The organism is Haloarcula regularis (assembly GCF_029338315.1).
Taxonomy (GTDB): domain Archaea; phylum Halobacteriota; class Halobacteria; order Halobacteriales; family Haloarculaceae; genus Haloarcula; species Haloarcula regularis.
This window is the reverse complement of the sequence record NZ_CP119794.1, coordinates 2,212,631-2,234,152: the sequence shown is the minus strand read 5'-3', so window position 1 is coordinate 2,234,152 and position 21,522 is coordinate 2,212,631. Positions and strand designations below refer to the sequence as shown.

The following is a 21,522-nucleotide window of genomic DNA, read 5'->3' as shown; positions in this document are numbered from 1 at the left end:
CCCGCAACCGAATGACGTGGCGGCGGAGCCGCCACGCTGTCCCCGCAGCGAGCCTTCGGCTCGCGAGGAAACCCGACGCAGAAAAAGGTGGGTCAGTGGAATTTGCGGACCGTCATGTCCAGCGTGTCGAGGTCGAGAATGGGGCATAGCCGGCGTCGGGGTCGATGTTGACGGACTTCTGGAAGTCGGTCTGGGCCTGCCAGCACCCGGAGTTGAGCGCCAGCACGTTGTGGTACTCGCCCCAGCCCAGCTTGTGAACGTGGCCGGTGTGGAAGACGTCGGGGACGTCCTCGATGACGAGGTAGTCTTTCTTCTCGGGGGCCAGGCGCGTGTGGCCGCCGTACTGCGGGGCGACGTGGCGCTTCTTCAGGAGGTGGTACATCGCCTCGTGTGGGTCCTCGTAACTGGCCTCCTCGTCGGGGAGTTCGGCGATGACCTCGTCGAGCGAGACGCCGTGGTACATGAGCACCGAGACGCCCTCGACAGTGACGACGGAGGGGTTCGAGTGGATCGTCGCGTCGTGGGCGGTCATGATGTCCCGGAGTTCCTCGTCGAAGCCCGGCTGGGGTTCAGCCAGGCGGACGGCGTCGTGGTTCCCCGGAATCATGCGGATCTCCATGTCGCCGGGCACCTCCTTGAGGTACTCCGAGAACCGCTCGTACTGCTCGTAGATGTCGATGATGTCGAGTTCCTCGTCCTGGTCGGGGTAGATGCCGACGCCCTCGACCATATCGCCGGCGATGAGGAGGTACTCGACGCGCTCGGCTTCGGGGGTGTGGAGCCAGTCGGTAAAGCGGTGCCAGGCGTCGGCCATGAACTCCTGGCTGCCGACGTGGATATCCGAGATGAGCGCGGCCTGGACCGGCCGGTCGGCCGTCGAGGGCTCGTGGGTCCGGGGAACGTCGGGGAAGTACAGCGAGTCGACAAAGAGGATGCCGCCGTCGTCGGCCAGGGTCCCCTCGACGGCGATGACCTCGTCGAACAGCAGGTGCTGGACGAGGTCGGCGATGGGCCGGTCTTTCATCACGAGACAGGGGAAGGTCCCGGTGGTGTCCTCGAGTTCGACCAGCCAGTGGCCGCTGGCGGTCGAGCGGATGTCCGAGACCATCCCGATGAGCGCCGCCTCGCTGCCCCCGCCCATCGCCTCGATGGCGTCTGTCGGCCGGTGGTTGACCCGCCCGCGGAGCTTGCTCGCGAGTTTCTCGTAGCGGTCCCGGAAGACGGCGACGAAATCGGAATACTCGCCGGTCCCCGTCGAGTCGCCGGTCATGTCGTTGGCGACCTCGACGGCACGAAGCGAGCGGTCGACGTTCCGAGACCCCTCTGTTTCGTGTGGAACGCCCCCACCGTCGTCGGGCGGGTTCGGCGCCGCCGTTCCAGTCGAAACAGAGGGGTCTAGTTCGGTGGTGGAGTCGGCCCCAGTTCCGCTGGGGTCCGACTGGCCACGATGGGATTCACGGCGCCCTGCGTGGCTCTCGAGGACGCCGTCGACGTGGTCGGTCGTCAGTTTCAGCGCGTCTGCGGGCATCGTTTCCAGTGCACGATCGAGCGCGGCCGCGGAGTCCGGCGCGTCCGCGAGGCGCGTCACCGCTTCTCGCTCGGCGTTGTAGCCGCGGCTGGCGAGTTCCCTGACGATTCGTGCCGGCGTCTCCAGGGGCACACTCCCTACTCAGTGTGGGCGGGCAAAAGGATAGCGGACCCAACATTGATAGCCCGTTCCCGACTATCCGGACCAGTGATGGACGGCGACGGCGGACCTGCCGGGCGGGACGATCGGTCGGGGGGAGCGACCGGACACCTCGCCAGGGAGCTCGCGAGTGCCGTCGTCGCCGTCTGCCTGGTCGGCCTGTTCCTCTTTGCGGTCAGCGGGGTGTGGCCCCCACTGGTGGCCATCGAGAGTCCCAGCATGACCCCCAGCATCGAGACGGGCGACATGGTGTTCGTCATGGACGAGGAGCGCTTCCCCGGGCCGGACGCACGCCACGGCGTCGTGACGGCGGCGGCCGGCGATACCGCCGGGTACGTCGTGTTCGGCCGCCCGGGCGACGTCATCGTGTTCATGCCCGACGGCGACGCGTCGGCGACACCCATCATCCACCGTGCGATGCTGTGGGTCGACCGGGGCGAGAACTGGTACGACCGCGCCGACCCCGACGCCGTCGGGACGGCGACCGACTGCACGGAGCTGCGGAACTGTCCGGCCCCTCACGCCGGGTTCGTCACGCAGGGGGACTTCAACGCCGAGTACGACCAAGCCGGCACCACGAGCACCGTGGTCCGGCCGTCGTGGGTCATCGGCACCGGCGAGGTCCGCCTCCCCAACCTGGGCTGGGTCCGCCTGCGCTCGCTGGCAGTGGCCGGGGCGTGGGCGCCGGAAAACGACCCGGAGGCCGTCTCGACGCCGGCGGGGGCCGCCAACGGCACGACGGCGGCCCGGACAGCGGAAAGTTGATACCGCACCTCTGACAAATCGCGGTAGGAATGTCCGGGGACGAGCACCGCTCGGCCGTCGGTGAGGAGTCGTCGACGGACGAGGCCGACCGCCACGGCGCGATAGTGTACGTGACGGACGTCGTCAGCAGCGCCAGCGCCGTCCTCCTGGTGGGGGTGTTACTGTTCTCGGTCAGCGGGGTCTGGCCCCCGCTGGTGGCCATCGAGAGCCCCAGCATGGAACCCCACATCGACACGGGCGACCTGGTGTTTGTCATGGAGGAAGAACGCTTCCCCGGGCCGAACGCACGCCACGGCGTGACGACGGCGGCCGACACCAGCACCTACGTCCGGTTCCAGGGAACCGGCGACGTCATCGTCTACGCGCCCGACGGCAACCGGCGGGCGACGCCCATCATCCACCGCGCGATGCTGTGGGTCGACCGGGGCGAGAACTGGTACGACCGCGCCGACCCGAACGACGTCGGAAACGCCGAGAGCTGCTCGGAGCTATCGAACTGCCCTGCCCCCCACGCGGGGTTCATCACGAAAGGCGACAACAACGCCCGCTACGACCAGGTCGGGTCGGCCGTCATCAGCGCCCCGGTGAAACCCGAGTGGGTCGTCGGCACCGCGGAGCTGCGGGTGCCGGTGCTCGGCCAGATTCGTCTCCGCTGGAATCAGGCGGCCGCCCGCCCGACGAACGGGAGTCTGTCGAACGCGACGACCGCCGACTCCGGCACGGCTACGGCAGTGGCGGGAGGGGTCTGAAGAAGGGCGTCAGTTGTCGAAGCGTGCCTGGACGAACGGCTGGACGTCCTCGATGTCGCCGAGTCTGGAATCGGAGAGCAACACGGCCTCCGTCTCGTCTGTCGGGACCGACAGCGAGATCTCCTTGGTCCGGCCGTAGCGGCCCTTCGAGACGACGACGGCGTTGACGATGCCCAGCATGTCCAGTTCGGAGATGAGGTCGGTCACGCGGCGCTGGGTCAGCACGTCGGCGTCGATCTCCTCACAGAGGTTCTTGTAGATGTTGAACACCTCGCCGGTGTTGATGTTGCGGACGCCGTTTTTCTCCAGGAGGATGATGGCAAAGAGGACGATCTTCGACTGGGTGGGGAGGGTGCGGACGACCTCGACCACGCGGTCGAGTTCGATCTTCTCCTGGGCCTGGCGGACGTGGTCCTCCTCGACGTCGTCGGTCTGGTCGCGCTCGGCGAGTTCGCCCGCGGTCCGCAGGAGGTCAAGCGCCCGGCGGGCGTCGCCGTGTTCCTGGGCGGCGAAGGCCGCACACAGCGGGATGACGTCGTCCGAGAGCGCGTCGCCCTTGAACGCGACGTCGGCCCGGGCCTGGAGGATGTCGCGCAGCTGGTTGGCGTCGTAGGGCGGGAAGACGATCTCCTCCTCGCCGAGGCTGGACTTGACACGGGGTCTAAGAAGTCCGTGAACTTCAGGTCGTTCGAGATGCCCATGATAGAGACCCGCGAGTTCTCCAGTTCGGAGTTCATTCGAGAGAGGTTATAGAGCGTGTCGTCGCCGGACTTCTCGACGAGCTTGTCGATCTCGTCGAGCATGATGACGACCACGCGCTCGTGGTAGTCGACGGCGTCGAAACGAGGAGTAGACGCGGTCGGTGGGCCACCCGGTCATGGGGACCTCCTCGAACTCGTCGCGGTCCGCCTCGAGAGCGTCTATCTCCGCTTCGAGGGCGTCGAGTGACGCGAACGACGTCTCGGCCAGCACCGAGGCGTCGTCTCGCGCACGCGAACGGAGGTCGGAGAGGTCCGCGAGTCGGTCCTCGATGACCCCGAGGTTCTTGTTGATGAACTTGTTCGCCAGCTGGGCGAGCACCCGGTACTGGGTGTCGGTCACCTCGCAGTTGATGTACTCGACCTCACAGGGGACCTCGTACTTCTGGGAGGTGGTCTCGAGTTCCTCGCTGACGAACTTCGCACTGGCGGTCTTGCCGGTCCCGGTCTTCCCGTAGATGAGGATGTTCGACGGGGTGTCGCCCCGCAGCGCCGTCACGAGGATTGTCGCCATGTTGTTGATCTGCTCCTCGCGGTGGGGCAGTTTGTGCGGAGTGTACGACGGCCTGAGCACCTCCTTGTTCTCGAAGATTGGTTCGCCCTCGAGCAGGTCGTCGAACAGCCCCCGGGAGGCCTCGTCCGAGGCGTCCTCGTCGCCCGTGTCGAGATTGTCGAGCACGATGTCGTCGAGGTCCGGCGTGCCAGACCGGCCGGCGCCGGAGCGGTCGAGGAGGCTCGACGAGTCGTCGAGCGGGCCACTCTCGCCGGACGTCGGGCCGTCGTCGGTGTCGTGGTCGTTGGATTCGTCGGTCATGCTCTGTACGCAAACCCCTTCGTTTCGGGTGGAAACCGTCGGACGCACCGAGTGAGACGTCTCGATACGCCCGAAATTGCCGTGGATATCGACTTCGCCCCTCGCCGGTCCGTCCAGATGAACCACGTGAACCCGTGGGTGATTCGATATTAAATATTTCGGTCCGACGGGTCTCGAGTCTCACCGATATCACGGTCCAGACAGACCGCGACGGGGTGTAGCGACGGCGCAGCGACGGGATTCGTCCACCGACACGGCCGGACTCCCCGGTCAAACGGGAGCGGAGAGCCACTCGAGAGGAAGCAGGCGTGGGGGAAGGGTGCCCTGGCGGGGTGTTTCGGGCGTCGTCGACGGGAAGGTGAGGGGGGTGGCGTCGGCTGTGTGTCGAACACTGACCCCGGGCTGCCTCGAAGGACGGTCTCGTGGGCAGACGAGTGGGACATGACAGAACCGGGGACGCTGTGGAGGGATGATTCCGGGTGGACCCCCCCACCCCTCCGTTTCGGGTGGAGCGGCGAAGGGAGACGGGGTGGGGGGGACCGGCCACGGAGATTGCTGTCTAGACTAGGAAAGATTTATATCCTATAGTATTAAACCAAATCCGCACTAGATAATAGAAAGCGTTAGAGGAGTCTAGGTGGATTGGAACTAGGGTCTAGTGGCCTCTCCGTTGTGGATTCCACCGTTTTCGCTGCGCACTCCATCGTACCGTCCGTCCGATCCGGTCCGTTTCGGGTCGAATCACCCCTCCCGGTCACGGGCGTGGGTCCCGTTCCAGTCGAAACGAAGGGGTGGGGGGGCATCTGCCCCCACACCGTTTCGTGTCCGCCACCCGTCGCCTGGCGCACATCTGGACTCGGTTGGGACTTTCCGTCCCTCTCGCTCCCTCCCGTTCGGATGTGTCGCTGGTCTCGCGTCGTCGATGCCCGTCACCACCTCCTCTATCGCTCCTCGTGATGGACCGCCGTTTCGGCTGCGACTCACCCGGCCGACGCCCTCTCCTCTAATGTCATCTAGTTTTAATTTGTCTGACGTAGGCTTAAGTGAATTCGGCCGGCTTCTACGTGCAGAAGCCGCCATACCGGCCACGCCGCGCGGCGGGAGGATAGGATGGGAATACTCACAAACCTCAAAGATAGCATTTCACGGGCAGCATCGACGCTGTTCTCCGAGGAAGACCCCAAGCGAATCGGCATCTACGGGCCGCCGAACGCGGGGAAGACGACGCTCGCGAACCGCATCGCTCGCGACTGGACCGGCGACGCGGTCGGTCCCGAGAGTCACGTCCCACGAGACGCGCCGCGCACGTCGCAAGGAGAACGTCGAGATCGAACGAGACGGGAAGAAAGTCACCATCGACATCGTCGACACGCCCGGCGTGACGACGAAGGTCGACTACACCGAGTTCCTCGAACACGACATGGAGAAAGAGGACGCCGTGCGTCGCTCCCGCGAGGCCACCGAGGGGGTCGCCGAGGCGATGCACTGGCTCCGCGAGGACGTCGACGGGGTCATCTACGTTCTGGACTCGGCGACGGACCCGTTCACCCAGGTCAACACGATGCTCATCGGCATCATCGAGAGCCAGGACCTCCCGGTGCTCATCCTGGCGAACAAGATCGACCTGGAGGACTCGTCGGTCCAGCGCATCGCCAATGCCTACCCACAGCACGAGACCATCCCCCTGTCGGCCCTCGAGGGCGACAACATGGACGAGGTCTACGACAAGATCGCGGAGTACTTCGGGTGATATAATGGCAGAAGTCAAAGACCCAAGCGACGGCGTCCAGATCGACCTCATCAGCGGCGAACGCATGGACGGACTCACGTCCATGGAGAAGATACGGACCATCCTGGACGGCGTCCGCGACGGCAACATCGTCATCCTAGAGGAGGGACTCTCGCCCGACGAGGAGTCCCGGCTCATCGAGGTGACGATGACCGAGATCAGCCCCGACGAGTTCAACGGCATCGAGATCGAGACCTACCCCAAGTCCGAGACCGCCGACGCGAGCATCTTAGACCGCATCATGGGCAAGGAGTCCACGAAGAAGCTCACCGTCATCGGCCCGGCGAACCAGATCGAGACGCTCCACAAGGACGAAACCCTCATCAGCGCGCTCGTCTCCAGGAAATAATGCCACACCAGTGTACGAACTGCGCACGGGTGTTCGAGGACGGCTCGAAGGAGATGCTCTCGGGCTGTCCGGACTGTGGCGGGAACAAGTTCCAGTTCCAGCCCAGCGGTGCCGACGGCCCCTCGCCGCCGGACACCGACGCAGAACCACCCGACCCCCCGGGTCCGGACAGTTCCGTCGCCCGCACCGTCGGGAAGACGGCCGCGACCGTCCGGGACTTCGTCGGCGGGTCCGGTCCGGAGGGCGCGGGCGGCCCCACCCCGGCTGAAACGGGCGGGGCAGCAGACGGCGCGGTGCCCGACGACGGCGCCGCGGCGGCCGCCGAACCCGGGGAAGACGCCGCACAGGCGAGTGCGCGCGGGGACGTCGTCTCGCCGGACGAACTCCCCTCGGATACGGCCGCCGAGACCGACGAGGAACACCGCTTCCGCCCCGTCGGCGCGGACCCGGACCCGCCCGAGGACCCCGACGGGGACTCGGACAGACCGGACCTCCAGGAACTCCGCAAGGAGCTCAACGACCAGTTCGAGTCCATCAAGGTGCTCGAACCCGGCCAGTACGAGCTCAACCTGATGGAACTGTACGACCGCGAGGAGTACATCGTTGCGCTGCAGGAGGACGGCCGGTACTCCATCCAGGTCCCCGAGACCTACCGGGAGTGAGTCGAGGCTCACGGTCGGTCGTTCCACCCGAAAAATCGCCCCGGATTGGGCGTTCTCCCAACTACGCTATCTTGTCGTACTGCTCTGCGAGCTTCTCGGCCGCCTCGGCCATCAGCTCTTCCTCGTAGTCCTCGAGGTCCCACTCGACGATCTCCTCGACGCCGTCGCTGCCCAGTTTGACCGGGACGCCGAAGGCGGTGTCCTCGTGGCCGAACTCGCCCTGCAGTTTCACAGAGGCGGGCAGGACAGCGCCGGTGTCGCGGACGATGGCCTCGACCATGTGGGCGACGCCGCGGGCCGGGCCCCACTCGGTGGCGCCCTTGCGCTCGATGACGTCCATGGCCGACTCCTGCAGGTCGCCCAGGATCTCCTCGCGCTCGTCGGCCGTGAACTCGGGGTCCGTGCCGTCGACGCGGACCTTCGAGAAGACCGGGACCTGGGCGTCACCGTGTTCGCCCAGAATCGTGGCCTCTACGTTCTTGACGGGGGCGTCGAAGCGCTCGGCGAGCACGTAGCGGAACCGCGCGGAGTCGAGGCGGCCGCCGAAGCCGATGACGTGCTCGCGGGGCCGGTCGCCGGCCTCGTAGAGGTGCCGGTTCAGCAGGTCGACGGGGTTCGACGTCGTCAGCGAGACGTAGTCGTCGTTGTGCTCGTCGAGCGAGGCCTGGATGTCCTCCATGATGGGGGCGTTGTCCCCCGCCAGGTCGATGCGGGTCTGGCCGGGCTGGCGCGGGATGCCGGCCGTGATGACGACGACGTCCGAGCCGGCGGTGTCCGCGTAGCCGCCCTGTCGCACCGTCGTGTTGGAGTCGTAGGCGATGCCGTGGTTGGTGTCGGCCGCCTGGCCGACGGTGTCTTCTTCCTTGTCCGGAATGTCCACCAGCACGACTTCGTCGGCGATGTCCCGAATCGCGATGTTGTAGCCCGCAGCGGCACCGACGGTGCCGGCTGCACCGACTACGCTTACCTTTGTCATACCATTCGAATCCCGACGCGCACGAACGTTAAACGTGTCGAACCCCCGCCAACGGCGCGGGCTCACGGCGTCTCGGCGTCTGACGGACTGCTCGTCCCGTCCTGGCCCTCACCGGACGCCCAGTTCGCTACCGGGAGCCGTAAACGGTTTTCAGTCCCGTCACGTTCGGACACGTATGAGCGACTTCGACAAGGAAGCCGAACGCGAGAAACTCCGCGAGAAGTTCGAGGCCGAGGAGGATCGGCGCCAGGCCACCGAGCAGATGAGCGAACTGCTCTTGAAGGGCGCGACGATGACCAACGCCCACTGCAGCGACTGTGGCGACCCGGTCTTTCGCTACGACGGCCAGGAGTTCTGTCCAACCTGCCAGAAGCCGATAACACGTGAATCCGCCGAGGACGGGGCGGAGGACGGCGCGGCCGACGACGGGCACATCGAGGTCGCGAACCCGGGCGAGGAGGCCCGCGTCCAGTTTGGCGCCCAGGCGGAGGGAGACGGGACGCCAGCGTCCCCCGAGGCGGAATCGCCGTCGACCGAGTCCCAGACACCCGAGACCCCCGACCGCAGGACGCCACGGAGGAGGCCGCCCAGCACCCGGCAGACGGGTCCCGGACCGGTCCACGTGAAACGGTGGGTGACGAGCCCGACCAGCCGCCCACGGCGGCCCAGTCGACGCCCTCGACGGCCGCGACGGACGACACCACGCCGACGCCGCCCGCGGGCGGCCCGACGGCTGCGGACCCCTCCGTTTCATCTAGAACAGTTGACTCGAACGGCGACGTCGCGGCGGACGTCGCCGCGGCCGAGCAGCTGCTGGCCCGAACGTTGCGGCAGTGCGCCGAACGTGCGGCCGGTACCGACAACCCGCGGCGCGCCCGTGAGCACCTCGAGGCGGCCCGCGAGGCGGCCGAAGCGCTCGACGCCCTCGGCTACTAGTCGCGCTCGCCGTAGGCGCTCCCGACGACGTCCCGGACGCGCTCGGCGGTCACCTCGCCGACGCCGGTGACCTCGAGCAGGTCCTCCTTCCCGGCGGTCATCACTGCCTCGACGCTCCCGAAGTGCGCCAGCAGGCTCCGGGCCGTGACCGGCCCCACTTCGCCGATGGACGCGACGACGTACTCCTGCTGTTCGGGCAGGGTCCGGGACTGTTTCTCGCCGTGGACGCTCACTTCTCGCTCGGAGACGTCCTGTTCGCGCCCGGCGACGACGGCCAGCAGGTCTGCCGTCTCGGCCTCGTCGCTGGTCCGCAGCACCGAGGCGCCGAAGTCGACGGCCAGCGAGGCCAGCGCGCCCTGGATGGCCCGGTGGTGGACGTTCCGGGCGCCATAGAGGTCCTCGCCCTCGATGACGACCACCGGGCGGGCGTAGTGGCGCGCGGCGTCGCCGACCTGCTCGAACATCGAGCGGTCGCCGCCGGTCAGCGTATCCAGAAAGTCCGAGACGGTCTTGCGCTCGACGACCACGCGGTCCGAGAGGACGTAGTCCCCGACCGCGAGCGTCTCGAGGCGTGTCTGGATGCCGTCGCGCGTCGAGAGGTCCCGAGCGATGGTCGAGTCGAGTTCCCGCTGGTCGGCCACGATCTCGACGTCGTCGGTGTCGTTCTCGGGCTTTGCGACGGCGCCCTCCAGGTCCTCGGTATCGACGCCCTCGCTGTCGTCGTCACCGGGGTCGGGTGCGAACGCGTCCAGCCCCGCCTGGCCGTCCTCGCTCGTCGAATCAGGGTCCTGTTCGCCCCCCGTTTCGGGTGGACTGCTCGCCGCCTCCTCGCCCGATTCGTCGTCCGCACCGCTCTTCCCGTCGTACTCGTCCAAGGCGGTCTGGTCGAGGCGGGCCTCCAGTTCGCCGGCGACGCCCTTGAGCTCCTGGAGTTCGTTTTGCATCCGCTTCTGGTCGTTGCGGGCCTTCCAGAAGTACGCCTCGTCGCGGGTGTCCTCTGCCAGCAGGACGACGACGCGGCCCTCGGCCTGGCGGCCGGTCCGGCCCTTGCGCTGGATGGCCCGGATGGCCGTCGGCACGGGTTCGTAGAAGAGCACGAGGTCGACCTCGGGGACGTCCAGGCCCTCCTCGGCGACGGAGGTCGAGACCAGCACCTCGAACTCCCCGGCTCGGAAGCGGTCGAGCGTGTCCTGTTGCTCGGTCTGGGTCATGCCCTCGCTCCCGTCGGTGTCGCTCTGCCCGACGAACTTCTCGACGTCGAAGTGTCCGGAGAGGAACTCCACGAGCGTCTCAGCGGTGTCCCGGGACTCCGTGAAGACGATGATGCGCTCGCCGTTCTCGATGCCCAGCGTCTCGGCGAGCAACATCCGCGTCTGGCGGAACTTCGGGTGCAGATCGTCGTAGCCGTTCGCTTTGCGCATCGCCTCGCGAATCTTTGGCTCCGAGACGAGTCGCTGGTCGGCCTTCGACGCCCCCGACGAGCGGGCGGCCTCCTTCAGGCGCTCGAAGTACCGGACCAGCGACTCGACGCTCTGGGTCTCGACGTAGGTGACGGCGGTCCGCAGCTTGCGGATCTCGGCGAGCAGGCTCATCCCCTTGTAGCCCTCGCTCTGGTCGTTGTCCATCAGCTTCCGCAACTCGGCCTGCATCCCCTGTATCTCGCGCTCGGAGATGTCCGGCGAGGTCTTGCGGGTCACCCCCAGGTCGCGCAGCTTTCTCGAGTCGCTCCGCGACAACCTCGTTGATGGCGTCGCGGATCTCGAGGACGACCTCGGGCAACTGGATGCGCTTCCACTCGACGCTGGTGTCGTGGGTGTACTCGGCGACGTCGGCGTCGTCCTCGGTCATCACGGCCACCTCCGAGAGCCCGAGGTTCTCACACACCTCCAGGATCGCTTCCTCGTCGTCGCCGGGCGAGGCGCTCATCCCGGTCACCAGCGGGTCCTCGGCGTCGGCGTGGTAGCGCTCGGCGATGTAGTTGTAGGCGTAGTCGCCGGTCGCGCGGTGGCACTCGTCGAAGGTGCAGTGCGTGACCGGGGCGAGGGAGATCCGGTTGCCCACCAGGTCGTTCTCGACGACCTGCGGGGTCGCGATAACGACGCGGGCGTCCGCCCACAGTGCCGCGCGGTCGTCGGGACGGACCTCGCCGGTGAAGACGACGACGTCGTCGTCCTCGAGTTCGAGGGCCTCGCGGTAGAACTCGGCGTGTTGCTGGACCAGCGGCTTCGTCGGGGCCAGCAGGAGCGCCTTCCCGCCGACGGTCGCCAGTCGCTCGGCGGTGACCAGCAGCGAGACGGTGGTCTTGCCGAGTCCGGTCGGGAGACAGACGAGCGCGTGGTCCCGGCTCGCCGTCTCGGCCAGATCGACCTGGTACCGGCGGTTCTCGAGGAACTCCGGCGTCACCAGCGCGCGATCGACGTGCTCGCCACCGGACTCGGCGTCGGTGGTCGCCATTGCCCGGGCGTTGGCCCCGGTGGCGGTTAAGGGTTCAGGTAGCGCGGTGAAAGTGGACCGGTCCCGTCGCCGACTCAGAGCGGCACGACGACCACGCCGGCCCACATCGCGGCGGCGCCGAGCACCGGAATCGAGAGGTTGTCGTCGACGACGTAGCCGGCGATGCGGGGCTTGACGCCGTCGGCGAAGGTGGCCGCAGCACCGCCCAGAACCGCCGCGACCGGGCGCACGAACGGCGCCGCGAGCAGGGTGCAGACGCCGAACATCACCAGCAGGACCCAGGCCTGCTTGACGTTGCTCGCGTCCGCAGAGCCCAGCAGGCCGCTGATGGGGTCGCCCACGGTGAGCATCAGCATCGCGGGGACCGCGACGGCGGTGGTCATCCCGGCGACGCCGACCGCCCACGCGACGGCCGCCATCCCGACCATGTACAGCGCGTAGCCCGCCGGGTTGTCCTGTTCGTACTCGCGGGTCAGGCGGTCGTAGATGGCCCAGTCGAGGCCGACCGAGAGGCGAAAGAACTCGAGGCAGACGGCGACGCCCACGGCCAGCGCCATGACGGCCTTCACGACGGTCCAGGTGACGAGGCCGGGGGCCAGCAGGTGCGCGAGGGGGACCGCCGACCCCGAGGCGTGGACCAGTCGCCGGGCGACCTCGTCGGCCATCTTACAGGTCGTCGAAGGTCGTCTCGCCGGCGGTCAACTGCTCGAGCGTCTCGGCCAACCCGTCGATGGAGACGCGCTTCTGCGCGGTCGAGTCACGCTCCCGGAGCGTCACCGTGTCCTCCTCGAGGGACTCGTAGTCGACGGTCACGCAGTAGGGGGTGCCGACCTCGTCCTGGCGGCGGTAGCGCCGGCCGATGGCCCCCGAGTCGTCGTAGGTGACCGAGTGCCCGGCAGCCCGGAGCGCGCCGGCGATATCGTGGGCGTAGTCGTCCATCCCATCTCTGTCCATCAGCGGGAAGACGCCGACGGTCGTCGGGGCCTGTTCTGCCGGGAGATCGAGGTAGGTCCGCTCCTCGCCGTCGACCTCGTCGGTCGCGTAGGCGTGGGCCAGCACCGTGTAGACGATCCGGCCGACGCCGAAGGAGGGCTCGACCACGTGGGGCGTGACGTGCTCGCCGCTCTCGGTCACTTCCTCGACGGCGAAGTTCGTCTGCTCGACCGGCACTGTGTAGGACTCACCGCCCACCTCGACGGACACCTCGTCGCCGTCGAAGGCCTCGGGGTCCCGCGCGGCCAGGGCGTCGAGCGCGTCGGCCACCTCGCCGGCCACACCGCCGAACTCCGGCCCCAGGTAACTCATGTCGGGGTCGACCGTCGGCCGTTCGACCGTGACGGGGTCGTCGTACTGCTTGAAGACGGTGTAGTCCTCGCCGGAGTGTTCGGCGTGCTTGTCGAGGTCGTAGCTGCCCCGGTAGGCGAAGCCGGTGATCTCGATCCAGTCGCCGTCGATCTCGGCCTCGGCGTCCCAGCAGTCCGAGGCGTAGTGGGCCAGTTCGCCCGGCAGGTGCTGGCGAAACCGGAAGCGGTCCATGTCGACGCCGACGCGCTCGTACCAGTCTTTCGCGACGCCCAGGTAGTAGGCCACCCAGTCGCTGGCGACGACGTCCTGCGTGACGGCCTCGCCGACGGTCAAGTCGACCTGACCGCCGTCGTCGGCCTGCTGGGACTCGCCGGAGTACAGCGGGAGGACGACGTCTTCGACACGATCGAGGGGCGGTTCGTCCTCCTCGGGGTCGACGAAGTGCTCCAGTTCGGCCTGCGTGAACTCACGCACACGCACGAGGGACTTCCGCGGCGAGATCTCGTTGCGGTAGGCCTTGCCGATCTGGGCGACGCCGAAGGGCAACTGGTTGCGGGCGTACTCGGAAAGTTGCGGGAACTCGACGAAGATGCCCTGAGCCGTCTCCGGCCGAAGGTAGCCCGGCGAGGAGGTGCCCGGTCCGATGTTGGTCTCGAACATGAGGTTGAAGTTCTCGACGGGTTCGCCGGCCAGCGACGCACCACAGGAGGGGCAAGGGATGTCGTGGTCGGCGATGATCGCCATGACCTCCTCGTTGGGCAGGGACTCGGCCTCCTCGATGTCGGTGTTGTCCTCGACGACATGGTCGGCCCGGTGGGTCGCACCGCACTCGCCACACTCGACGATCATGTCGTCGAAGCCGTCCAGGTGGCCCGAGGCCTCGAAGACGGGTTCGGGCATCACGTCCGGGGCCGATATCTCCTGGTGGCCCTCCTTGACGACGAAGCGGTCGCGCCAGGCCTCCTCGACGTTCGACTTCAGGGCCGCGCCCTGCGGGCCGTAGGTCCAGAAGCCGGCGGCGCCGCCGTAGGCCCCGGCGGCAGGGAAGAAAAAGCCCCGTCGCTTGGCCAGCTCGGTGAGGCGCTCGCCCTCGCTCATAGGGCCCTCAGCAGGTCGATGTCGCGGACGATGCCGACCAGGTCCGACCCGGAGACCAGCGGAATCTGCTCGATCTCGTGCTCTATCATCACTGGGCCACTTCGGTGGCGGTCCGGCGCTTGTTGACGGTTATCAGGTCCTCGGTCATGAACTCGCTGACGGGTTCGACCGGGATCTCGACGTTGCGGGTGGGCATGTAGCGACCGCCGACGGCCTTGATACCTTCCCAGGCCCACTCGTCGTCCTGGCCGGCGATGGAGTCGCCGGTGTCGTCCTCGCCCTCGACGACCCGGGCCACTTCGATGATGTCCACCTCGGTCAGCATGCCCGCCGTGTCGCCGTCGTCGTCTAAGACGACGCCGTAGGGGACGCCGGCGTGGGCCAGCTCCCGCTCGGCGACCGTCAGCGGCGTCCCGGCGTAGATGCAGTTGATGTCGCGGCCCGCCAGGTCGCCGACCTCCGTCTCCCCGTCGACGTCGCCGTTGGCGATGGCGCGGATGACGTCGGTGACGGTGACGATGCCCTCGAGCTCGCCGTCGACGACGGGCAGTCTGCGTTCGCCCTTCTCGACCATCAGGCGGGCGGCCTCCTCGACGGTGGCTTCCGCGGTCGTGGTCTCGACTTCCTCGACGAGCAGTGCCAGCTGGTCTTCGTCTGGCCGGTCGATGAGGGCGTCCCGGGAGACGATGCCACGGAACTCCTCGCCGTCGTCGGTCTCTTTGATCACGGGGACGGACGAGAACGCCCGCTCCTGGAGGTACTCGAGAACGTCGTCACGGGTGCCGGGAATCTCGACGGTGACGACATCCGAGCGAGGCGTCATGACGTCTGCAACGTTCATACTGCCAAAGGGTCCGCCCCGCACCTACTAAGTCCTTAACATCCGCCGCGTTCGACCGCCAGCGGAGCCCTCGGCGTCCTCCCCCAGCCGCCTCGCGGCGTCGGTAACTCCCTCGACCCGCGAACGCCGGTCGAGCGTCCCCTACTGCCGTCCTGTCACTAGGGGAATCGTTCACGATAACAGCCACTTACCCGTGGTCATCCCGAATTACTCTTCCAGACGCCCGAATCGAGTGGTTACAGGAAACTAACAGTAGCCCCGTTTCACGGATGAGAATCGCAGTGACCGACCGATGCTAATTCTGACAGCACTGACGCGCCGTGCCTCGGTTCCGCTATACTTAAATACTGTTGTTACATATTATCATGCATGGAGCCGGATACGGTTGCCCCAGTGGAAGTTGCTGCGGACGGAGAGGTCATGGCTTCCGTCGAGGAAGGCACGACCGACACCCTCATCATCGCGGACATCTCGCAGGACGACGCCTATCTCACACTTCCACTCGGAGAGGCGGCCTCGCTCCCGGCCTGGCGGTAAGCGTCGGTTTCGACCCGGTCGTCGAGACGCTGTCGACGGTTCTCGACAGGTAACGACATCTTATCAGCCCGCTCGAGCGGTCATATCTCGTCGTGCCCGCGTCCCGAATACCGGTTGCCAGGTCCACCGACCGCCGGTTTCCCCGACGTTCGTCTCTCGCCTGTCTGCGGTTCGGGTCGCGTCCACACGCGACGAGAAAACAAGCGTTATGGCCCCCCAGGAAGTCCGACCCGGTATGAAGGTACTCGTCACGGACCCCATCGCGGACGCCGGACTCGAACGCCTCCGCGAAGCGGGCCACGAGGTCGAGACAGCCTACGACGTCGAGGGCGAGGCACTGTTCGACGCCGTTTCCGACGCCAATGCGCTCATCGTCCGCTCCGGCACGGACGTCTCGAGGGCGCTGTTCGAGGCCGCCCCCGAACTCGTCATCGTCGGCCGGGCCGGCATCGGCGTCGACAACATCGACATCGACGCCGCCACCGACCACGGTGTCGTCGTCGCGAACGCCCCCGAGGGCAACGTCCGCGCCGCCGCCGAACACTCTGTCGCGATGGCCTTCGCCACCGCGCGCTCCATCCCAGGCCCACGAGCGCCTGAAAGCGGGCGAGTGGGCCAAAGGCGAGTTCCTCGGTACCGAGCTCAACAACAAGACGCTGGGCGTCGTCGGCTTCGGCCGCGTCGGCCAGGAGGTGGCAAAGCGGCTGGGTCACCTCGGGATGGACATCGTGACCTTCGACCCCTATATCAGCGAGGAACGCGCCAGCCAGTTCGGCGCCGAGCTCGTCGACGAGCTCGACGAGTGTCTCGCGGCCGCCGACTTCGTCACCATCCACACGCCCCTGACCCCCGAGACCGAGAACATGATCGGCGAGGAGGAACTCGCCCAGCTCGAGGGCGGCTACGTCGTCAACTGCGCCCGCGGCGGCATCGTCGACGAACCGGCGCTGGCCGAGGCCGTCGAGGACGGCGTCCTGAAGGGTGCGGCGCTTGACGTCTTCGGCGAGGAACCGCTCGACCCCGACAGTCCGCTGCTGGACGTCGAGGACATCATCGTCACGCCCCATCTGGGCGCTTCGACGGAGGCCGCCCAGGAGAACGTCGCCACCTCCACGGCCGACCAGGTCGTCGCCGCGTTCAACGAGGAACCGGTCGCCAACGCCCTGAACGCCCCCTCTATCGACCGCGCGACGTTCGAACAGGTCCAGCCGTACCTCGACCTGGCCGATACCGCCGGCCGCATCGCGGTCCAGCTGTTCGACAAGCACATGTCCACCGTCGAGGTCGCCTACGCCGGCGACATCGCCGACCAGGACGTCGAGTACGTCACCGCCAGCGCGCTGAAGGGCGTCTTCGAACCCTCGGACATGCAGGTCAACGCGGTCAACGCCCCCCAGATAGCCAAGGAACGGGGCATCGACGTCACCGAGTCCAAGACCAGCTCCGCCGAGGACTACCAGAGCCTCATCACCGTCACCGTCTCCGACGGCGAGGACTCCGTCTCCGTCTGTGGGACCCGCTTTGGCGGCGAGGAGTCCCGCATCGTCCGCATCGACGGCCACCGCATCGAGGCGGTCCCCCACGGCCACATGCTGGTCGTCCGGAACAAGGACGAACCCGGGACCATCGGCTTCATCGGGACGGCGCTGGGCGAGTCCGACATCAACATCGCGGGGATGTTCAACGGCCGCCGGACCATCGGCGGCGAGGCGCTCTCGGTCTACAACTTAGACGAGAGACCGCCCGCGGAACTGCTCGAGACCCTGAACGCCGACGACCGCATCATCGAGACCACCTACGTCGCCCTCGGCGACGAGTAACCCCCTACCGTCGCTCTAAGAGTCGCTCGTACCGGTCGACGAGCGCCTGTCGCTGTTGTTCTCTACGTTCCAGTTCCGACTCGAGTTCGGCCACCTGGTGTTTCAGGACCGCTATCTCGAGCTGGTAGAGCGTGCTGGGCGAGAGGGTCGGCCCGCACTCGGGTACCTGGATGCTGGGCGCCGCCGGCGACTCGAACGTCGCCCCGTCGTCAGGGCGTGTGACCATATCGCAAGGACGACACAGAGGGTCAAAAGCACCCATCGGACGGTCGTCGCACGACCGTCACACGACGCCCCTATCTGGTACGCACGTGGCCTCGAGAGCACGGGGAACTGGTTCGCTCAACCGCACTCACATGAAGTCGGCGATGCCCGACTGCTTGTTGTGGTCGAACTAACCCATGACCTGTGTTGATTCTCCGGCACTACTATACTGCCTGGATATGAAAGGTGGAGTGGGTCAAGGCCATGACCACTCCAAGAGAAAAGTACGAACGGCGACTTGAAACGTTTACTGGCTACGTCGAGGACGGAGAGATCGACGAGGAGACAGCCGAAGCAATACGCGAGCTGGTCCGAGCATATGACGACCACAACGTGATGATTTCCTGCCCACCAGGAGAAAGCACGCGGACGCCTGGCACGCTAATGTCGTGGGTCTATCGACTCGCACAGTTCGCCCGCGACCGTGATTTGACCGAAGCCACGCTGTCCGACCTAAAAGCCGATATGCAGTCTATGCACGACGGCTCTCACCCACACGTCGGCGACGACGGAATCACCAAAGGAACGCTTCGCTCTTACCAGGCCGCGCTACGGAAGTTTTACCGCTACCACGATTTTGGGGTCGACCCTGACGAGATTCCGATTCACTCAAAATCGGCTTCGCCCGTCGACCCGAACGATATGCTCACGCGCGAGGAGATAAACGAGGCCCAAGAGGCCGCCACGAACGCACGCGACAGGGCACTCTTCGACCTTCTACTCTATACCGGCCAACGGCGCGAGGCGATACGCACGCTACGCCTGAAAGACGTCGACGTGCAAGAGGGCACGTATCGCCTCAATCCGAATGTGGACGGACTCAAGGGCGCTCAGGACCGCAACGGAAAGCGCCCGCTCCTGGGGGCGAAAGGAGCACTCCAAAACTGGTTGGACTACCACCCGGATACGGCCGACCCGGAAAACTACCTGATTACGGGCCGCCCGAGCTATTCCGCTGTGGACCCTTCGACGCCCGTCTCTGGCGAGACTATCCGCCGGGTAATGGCCGATATCAAGGAAGAGACGGATATCGAGAAACCGATGCACCCGCACGCACTCCGGCACAATTTCGTTACAATCGCGAAGCGGGACCACAACCTACCCGATGATACAATTAAGTATCTCATCGGGCACGACGAATCCAGTCAGGTTATGGAAACCACGTATTCGCATCTAAGCGGCGACGACCATGTGAAGCGGGCCGAGGAGGGTTGGGGGATACGTGAGCCCGACGACGAATCCCCGCTTTCACCCGACGTGTGCGGTGTCTGTGGCAACCCGCTCCAACCGAACGCGAAAGCGTGCTCCCGCTGTGGCACCATATACACACCCGACGCGCGCGGTGCGATGGACCAAATGGAGGAGAAGATCGGCGAAGAGAAAGAGCAGGCCGAGACTCTTGAAGAGTACAAAGACGCCGACGCTATCGCACAGGCACTCGAAGACGACCCCAAATTGGCGGCCGAGTTGATGGACAAACTGGGCAATCTCTCGGACGAATAGAACGCCAGAAATCCCTGGCGTTGCCGTTTTTTACGCGCTTAGGCCGTATCTCTTGACATGAGTTTCGACCCTTCGGGCATTCGGTCTTCCGACCGGGCCGACGTGACCAGTGGCGAGTCGGACGACGACGAACCAAACGCAATGGAGCAGTGGGCGGCGAGCAACGACGACGTAAGCATCAACGACGACGGCAGCGTGTCGGTCGGTGGCGGCGGTGGCGGTGGGTCGGACGACGACCGCGACGACGACCGCGGCCGCGGCCCGACCCCGGACGACGTGACGCCGGTCGACGTGCAGACGGGCGGCGGCGGCGGTGGTGGGTCGTTCGACCCGAGCGGGATTCGGGCCGAAGATCGGGCCGACGTGGCGAGTGGTGGCGACGGTGAGACGCCGCAGGATACCGACGTGTCGCCGGGCCTGACGCGTGGCACGGGCACGCTCGACGACGGCGGCAGCAGTGGCGGTGAGGCACGCAATACCGACGTGTCGCCGTCAGTCACGCCGGCCGAAAGCGGCGGCGGTGACCTGGCCGACCAGCTCGACCCGGTGGGCGAGGCGCTGGGTGTCGACACACAGAGCGCGGTCGAGCGGGGCCAGCAGGCCCGCGACGACGAGACGGGCGAGGCGTTCGGTGGGCAGGGGCAGGTGGAGCGCGGCCTGCGTGGCGCACTCGACTCCTACGAGCAGGCGGTCGTCGACCCGGCGGTGGACGTGGCCGGCGACGTTGCGGCGGCGAGTAACGACCCCGACCGGAACGGGCTACTGCTTCAAGGACTGTCCCGCGAGGAGCGCCGCGAGAAGCTCCGGTCCGAAGGGCCGACCGAGGCCGAGGCCGAGGGGACGGTCCGGGCAATCGGCAACCTGCCGCGGTTGGCACTCGCCCCGATCGAGGCCGGCGAGTTCGTCGCCGAAGGTGTCGACGCGGCCGCGAGTGGTGAGGGTGGCGAGTTCGTCGACCGGACGACTGGCGCGGCCGCACTTGCCGCAGCGGAGATCGGGCGGGCGGCCGACGAGTCGCCGGGCCGACTGCGCGGGCAGCTCGTCGGGAGTACACTCGGCACGGGTGGCGTGCTGCGTGGGGCACGGGCGGTCGGCCCCAAGACGACGCGGGTTACCGCGGCCACAATCCAGCCCGGCGAAGAGGTGGCGATTGCGGCGGCCCGCCGGGGCGTGCCGGGAACGCAACGACTGGCGGGCGCGGTGGGCGACGTCGACGTGCGCAATCGGGCCGGGGAGTTCGCCAGCGACGAGAGCGGGCAACTCGACCTGTCGGGCACGGGCCGGAGTGATAGCGGGTCGTCGACCGGGTCCGGGTCGGGTGGTGACACGCAGACGATCACGGCCGAGGACCTGGAAGTAGACACCGAACCCGTCCGACCGCCGGAACTGCGAAACGACATTGACGCCGGGACACGTGCCCGACAGCAGCGGCGACAGCGGGCCGAAGAGGGTGGCATGACCGACGCCGAGCGGTTCGACCCGGACCGTGGGTCGACGATGATGGAACGCCGCGCCCAGCGCCGCCGGCAGGAACGGCAGGACGACAGCCCGCAGGGACGACTCGACGAGGCCCAGCAGCCACAGGTGACGCCGGCCGAGGCCACCTTCGGCCGGTCGGGTGTCCTGCCGGCCCTTCGGACCGAGGCCGAGGCGGGCACGGCGACGGCCGCCCAGGAGCGCCAGGAGGAGGCACAGACGCCACAGGCCCGCGCCGGTCCGTTCGCCGGCCTGGGGGCCACGCAGTCGCCGTTCGGAGCGACCAACACTCGGGCCGACCCGTTCGCCGGTCTTCGCAGCGAGCCCGGGACGCGGGCCGATACGCGGGCCGAAACTCGCACCGAGACACGGCAGGAGACGCGACAAGAGACACGGCAGGAGACGCGGCAGGAGACGCGCCAGGAGACGCGGCAGGAGACGCGCCAGGAGATGCGTTTCGAGCCGCGCCAGGAGACGCGACAAGAGACGCGCACCGAACCGCGGGCCGAGTCGCGTTTCGAGCCGTTCGGTGGTCGGCGCGGCGGTGGTGGTGACGACGAGGGCGGCCTGTTCGGGTTCGGCCGCACGGTCGACGAGGTTACCACCGATTTCCGGAATCCTCTCACCGGAGACGTTCTACAGGGTGGTTTGGAAGGCTCAACCCCAGGGGTTGACGGCGGGAGTTCGGGGTCGCAGGTGCCCGGTCTGTCCGGTTTCCTCGGGGAAGACGAATAGCGAC

14 protein-coding genes and 6 pseudogenes are annotated in these 21,522 nt (G+C 67.1%); 11 read left to right on the top strand and 9 right to left on the bottom strand.

Annotated features, from left to right (window positions below; genetic code table 11):
* Positions 1-112 precede the first annotated feature (112 nt).
* Positions 113-1,660: a DNA-directed DNA polymerase II small subunit gene (locus P1N55_RS12015; RefSeq protein ID WP_407067183.1), complete on the bottom strand. Its 1,548-nt coding sequence runs from the start codon at positions 1,658-1,660 to the stop codon at positions 113-115.
* A 78-nt stretch (positions 1,661-1,738) separates the two neighbouring features.
* Between P1N55_RS12015 and P1N55_RS12010 the strand changes: the two genes are divergently transcribed.
* Together P1N55_RS12010 and P1N55_RS12005 are read left to right on the top strand one after the other, a co-directional pair.
* Positions 1,739-2,452: a S26 family signal peptidase gene (locus P1N55_RS12010; RefSeq protein ID WP_276275819.1), complete on the top strand. Its 714-nt coding sequence runs from the start codon at positions 1,739-1,741 to the stop codon at positions 2,450-2,452.
* Between the two features lie 101 nt (positions 2,453-2,553).
* Positions 2,554-3,201 (top strand): S26 family signal peptidase, encoded by a 648-nt coding sequence (locus P1N55_RS12005; RefSeq protein WP_276278720.1) that lies wholly within the window; start codon positions 2,554-2,556, stop codon positions 3,199-3,201.
* Positions 3,202-3,210: 9 nt separating this feature from the next.
* Here the strand turns inward: P1N55_RS12005 and P1N55_RS12000 are convergent.
* Positions 3,211-4,773 (bottom strand): annotated as a pseudogene (locus P1N55_RS12000) (Cdc6/Cdc18 family protein).
* Positions 4,774-5,883: 1,110 nt separating this feature from the next.
* On the opposite strand from P1N55_RS12000, the pseudogene P1N55_RS11995 reads away from it, so the two are divergent.
* From P1N55_RS11995 to P1N55_RS11985, 3 genes and pseudogenes are all read left to right on the top strand, one after another.
* Positions 5,884-6,523: pseudogene (locus tag P1N55_RS11995) on the top strand (GTP-binding protein).
* Between the two features lie 4 nt (positions 6,524-6,527).
* Positions 6,528-6,911: a DUF2073 domain-containing protein gene (locus P1N55_RS11990; RefSeq protein WP_276275818.1), complete on the top strand. Its 384-nt coding sequence runs from the start codon at positions 6,528-6,530 to the stop codon at positions 6,909-6,911.
* Positions 6,911-7,573 (top strand): Zn-ribbon domain-containing protein, encoded by a 663-nt coding sequence (locus tag P1N55_RS11985; RefSeq protein ID WP_276275817.1) that lies wholly within the window; start codon positions 6,911-6,913, stop codon positions 7,571-7,573. The genes P1N55_RS11990 and P1N55_RS11985 overlap by 1 nt, the downstream gene beginning before the upstream one ends.
* Positions 7,574-7,634: 61 nt before the next feature.
* On the opposite strand, the gene mdh is transcribed toward P1N55_RS11985, so the two are convergent.
* Complete coding sequence (mdh, locus tag P1N55_RS11980) at positions 7,635-8,549, bottom strand: malate dehydrogenase (protein WP_276275816.1); 915 nt, start codon at positions 8,547-8,549, stop codon at positions 7,635-7,637.
* 175 nt (positions 8,550-8,724) lie between these two features.
* On the opposite strand from mdh, the pseudogene P1N55_RS20145 reads away from it, so the two are divergent.
* Positions 8,725-9,485, top strand: a pseudogene (locus P1N55_RS20145) (Sjogren's syndrome/scleroderma autoantigen 1 family protein).
* On the opposite strand, the gene P1N55_RS11970 reads toward P1N55_RS20145, so the two are convergent.
* The 5 genes and pseudogenes from P1N55_RS11970 to P1N55_RS11955 all read right to left on the bottom strand — a co-directional run bounded on the left by P1N55_RS11970 (position 9,482) and on the right by P1N55_RS11955 (position 15,183).
* Complete coding sequence (locus P1N55_RS11970) at positions 9,482-11,182, bottom strand: ERCC4 domain-containing protein (protein ID WP_407067182.1); 1,701 nt, start codon at positions 11,180-11,182, stop codon at positions 9,482-9,484. The pseudogene P1N55_RS20145 and the gene P1N55_RS11970 sit on opposite strands and share 4 nt — an antisense overlap.
* 265 nt (positions 11,183-11,447) lie before the next feature.
* A pseudogene (locus P1N55_RS19985) lies at positions 11,448-11,939 on the bottom strand (DEAD/DEAH box helicase); the annotation flags it as partial.
* 74 nt (positions 11,940-12,013) lie between these two features.
* Positions 12,014-12,604 (bottom strand): dolichol kinase, encoded by a 591-nt coding sequence (locus P1N55_RS11965; RefSeq protein ID WP_276275815.1) that lies wholly within the window; start codon positions 12,602-12,604, stop codon positions 12,014-12,016.
* Between the two features lies 1 nt (position 12,605).
* The gene (gene glyS, locus P1N55_RS11960) at positions 12,606-14,342 is read right to left on the bottom strand and encodes a glycine--tRNA ligase (RefSeq protein ID WP_276275814.1); all 1,737 of its coding nucleotides are present in this window, start codon (positions 14,340-14,342) and stop codon (positions 12,606-12,608) included.
* Positions 14,339-15,183, bottom strand: a pseudogene (locus P1N55_RS11955) (CBS domain-containing protein). Before P1N55_RS11955 ends, glyS begins: the two are co-directional and overlap by 4 nt.
* A gap of 369 nt (positions 15,184-15,552) precedes the next feature.
* On the opposite strand from P1N55_RS11955, the gene P1N55_RS20140 reads away from it, so the two are divergent.
* From P1N55_RS20140 to serA, 3 genes and pseudogenes are all read left to right on the top strand, one after another.
* Positions 15,553-15,720: a DUF7556 family protein gene (locus tag P1N55_RS20140; RefSeq protein WP_455429078.1), complete on the top strand. Its 168-nt coding sequence runs from the start codon at positions 15,553-15,555 to the stop codon at positions 15,718-15,720.
* A 208-nt stretch (positions 15,721-15,928) separates the two neighbouring features.
* Positions 15,929-16,405 (top strand): annotated as a pseudogene (locus P1N55_RS20135) (hypothetical protein); the annotation flags it as partial.
* Entirely contained in the window at positions 16,317-17,540 is a 1,224-nt protein-coding gene (serA, locus tag P1N55_RS11950; protein WP_407067197.1) for a phosphoglycerate dehydrogenase, read from the top strand. The pseudogene P1N55_RS20135 and the gene serA, both read left to right, overlap by 89 nt.
* 4 nt (positions 17,541-17,544) lie before the next feature.
* On the opposite strand, the gene P1N55_RS11945 is transcribed toward serA, so the two are convergent.
* Entirely contained in the window at positions 17,545-17,766 is a 222-nt protein-coding gene (locus P1N55_RS11945; protein ID WP_276275813.1) for a hypothetical protein, read from the bottom strand.
* Positions 17,767-17,990: 224 nt separating this feature from the next.
* On the opposite strand from P1N55_RS11945, the gene P1N55_RS11940 reads away from it, so the two are divergent.
* Together P1N55_RS11940 and P1N55_RS11935 are read left to right on the top strand one after the other, a co-directional pair.
* Positions 17,991-19,307 (top strand): site-specific integrase, encoded by a 1,317-nt coding sequence (locus P1N55_RS11940; RefSeq protein ID WP_276275812.1) that lies wholly within the window; start codon positions 17,991-17,993, stop codon positions 19,305-19,307.
* A 57-nt stretch (positions 19,308-19,364) separates the two neighbouring features.
* Complete coding sequence (locus P1N55_RS11935; protein ID WP_276275811.1) at positions 19,365-21,518, top strand: hypothetical protein; 2,154 nt, start codon at positions 19,365-19,367, stop codon at positions 21,516-21,518.
* Positions 21,519-21,522 lie beyond the last annotated feature (4 nt).

Excerpts from the sequence above, each read along its gene's own strand:
- P1N55_RS11990 (WP_276275818.1), top strand. The coding sequence starts at position 6,528 with ATGGCAGAAGTCAAAGACCCAAGCGACGGCGTCCAGATCGACCTCATC.
- mdh (WP_276275816.1), bottom strand. The coding sequence starts at position 8,549 with ATGACAAAGGTAAGCGTAGTCGGTGCAGCCGGCACCGTCGGTGCCGCT.
- P1N55_RS12010 (WP_276275819.1), top strand. The coding sequence starts at position 1,739 with ATGGACGGCGACGGCGGACCTGCCGGGCGGGACGATCGGTCGGGGGGA.
- glyS (WP_276275814.1), bottom strand. The coding sequence starts at position 14,342 with ATGAGCGAGGGCGAGCGCCTCACCGAGCTGGCCAAGCGACGGGGCTTT.
- P1N55_RS11935 (WP_276275811.1), top strand. The coding sequence starts at position 19,365 with ATGAGTTTCGACCCTTCGGGCATTCGGTCTTCCGACCGGGCCGACGTG.
- P1N55_RS20140 (WP_455429078.1), top strand. The coding sequence starts at position 15,553 with ATGGAGCCGGATACGGTTGCCCCAGTGGAAGTTGCTGCGGACGGAGAG.
- P1N55_RS11965 (WP_276275815.1), bottom strand. The coding sequence starts at position 12,604 with ATGGCCGACGAGGTCGCCCGGCGACTGGTCCACGCCTCGGGGTCGGCG.
- P1N55_RS11985 (WP_276275817.1), top strand. The coding sequence starts at position 6,911 with ATGCCACACCAGTGTACGAACTGCGCACGGGTGTTCGAGGACGGCTCG.
- P1N55_RS11945 (WP_276275813.1), bottom strand. The coding sequence starts at position 17,766 with ATGGTCACACGCCCTGACGACGGGGCGACGTTCGAGTCGCCGGCGGCG.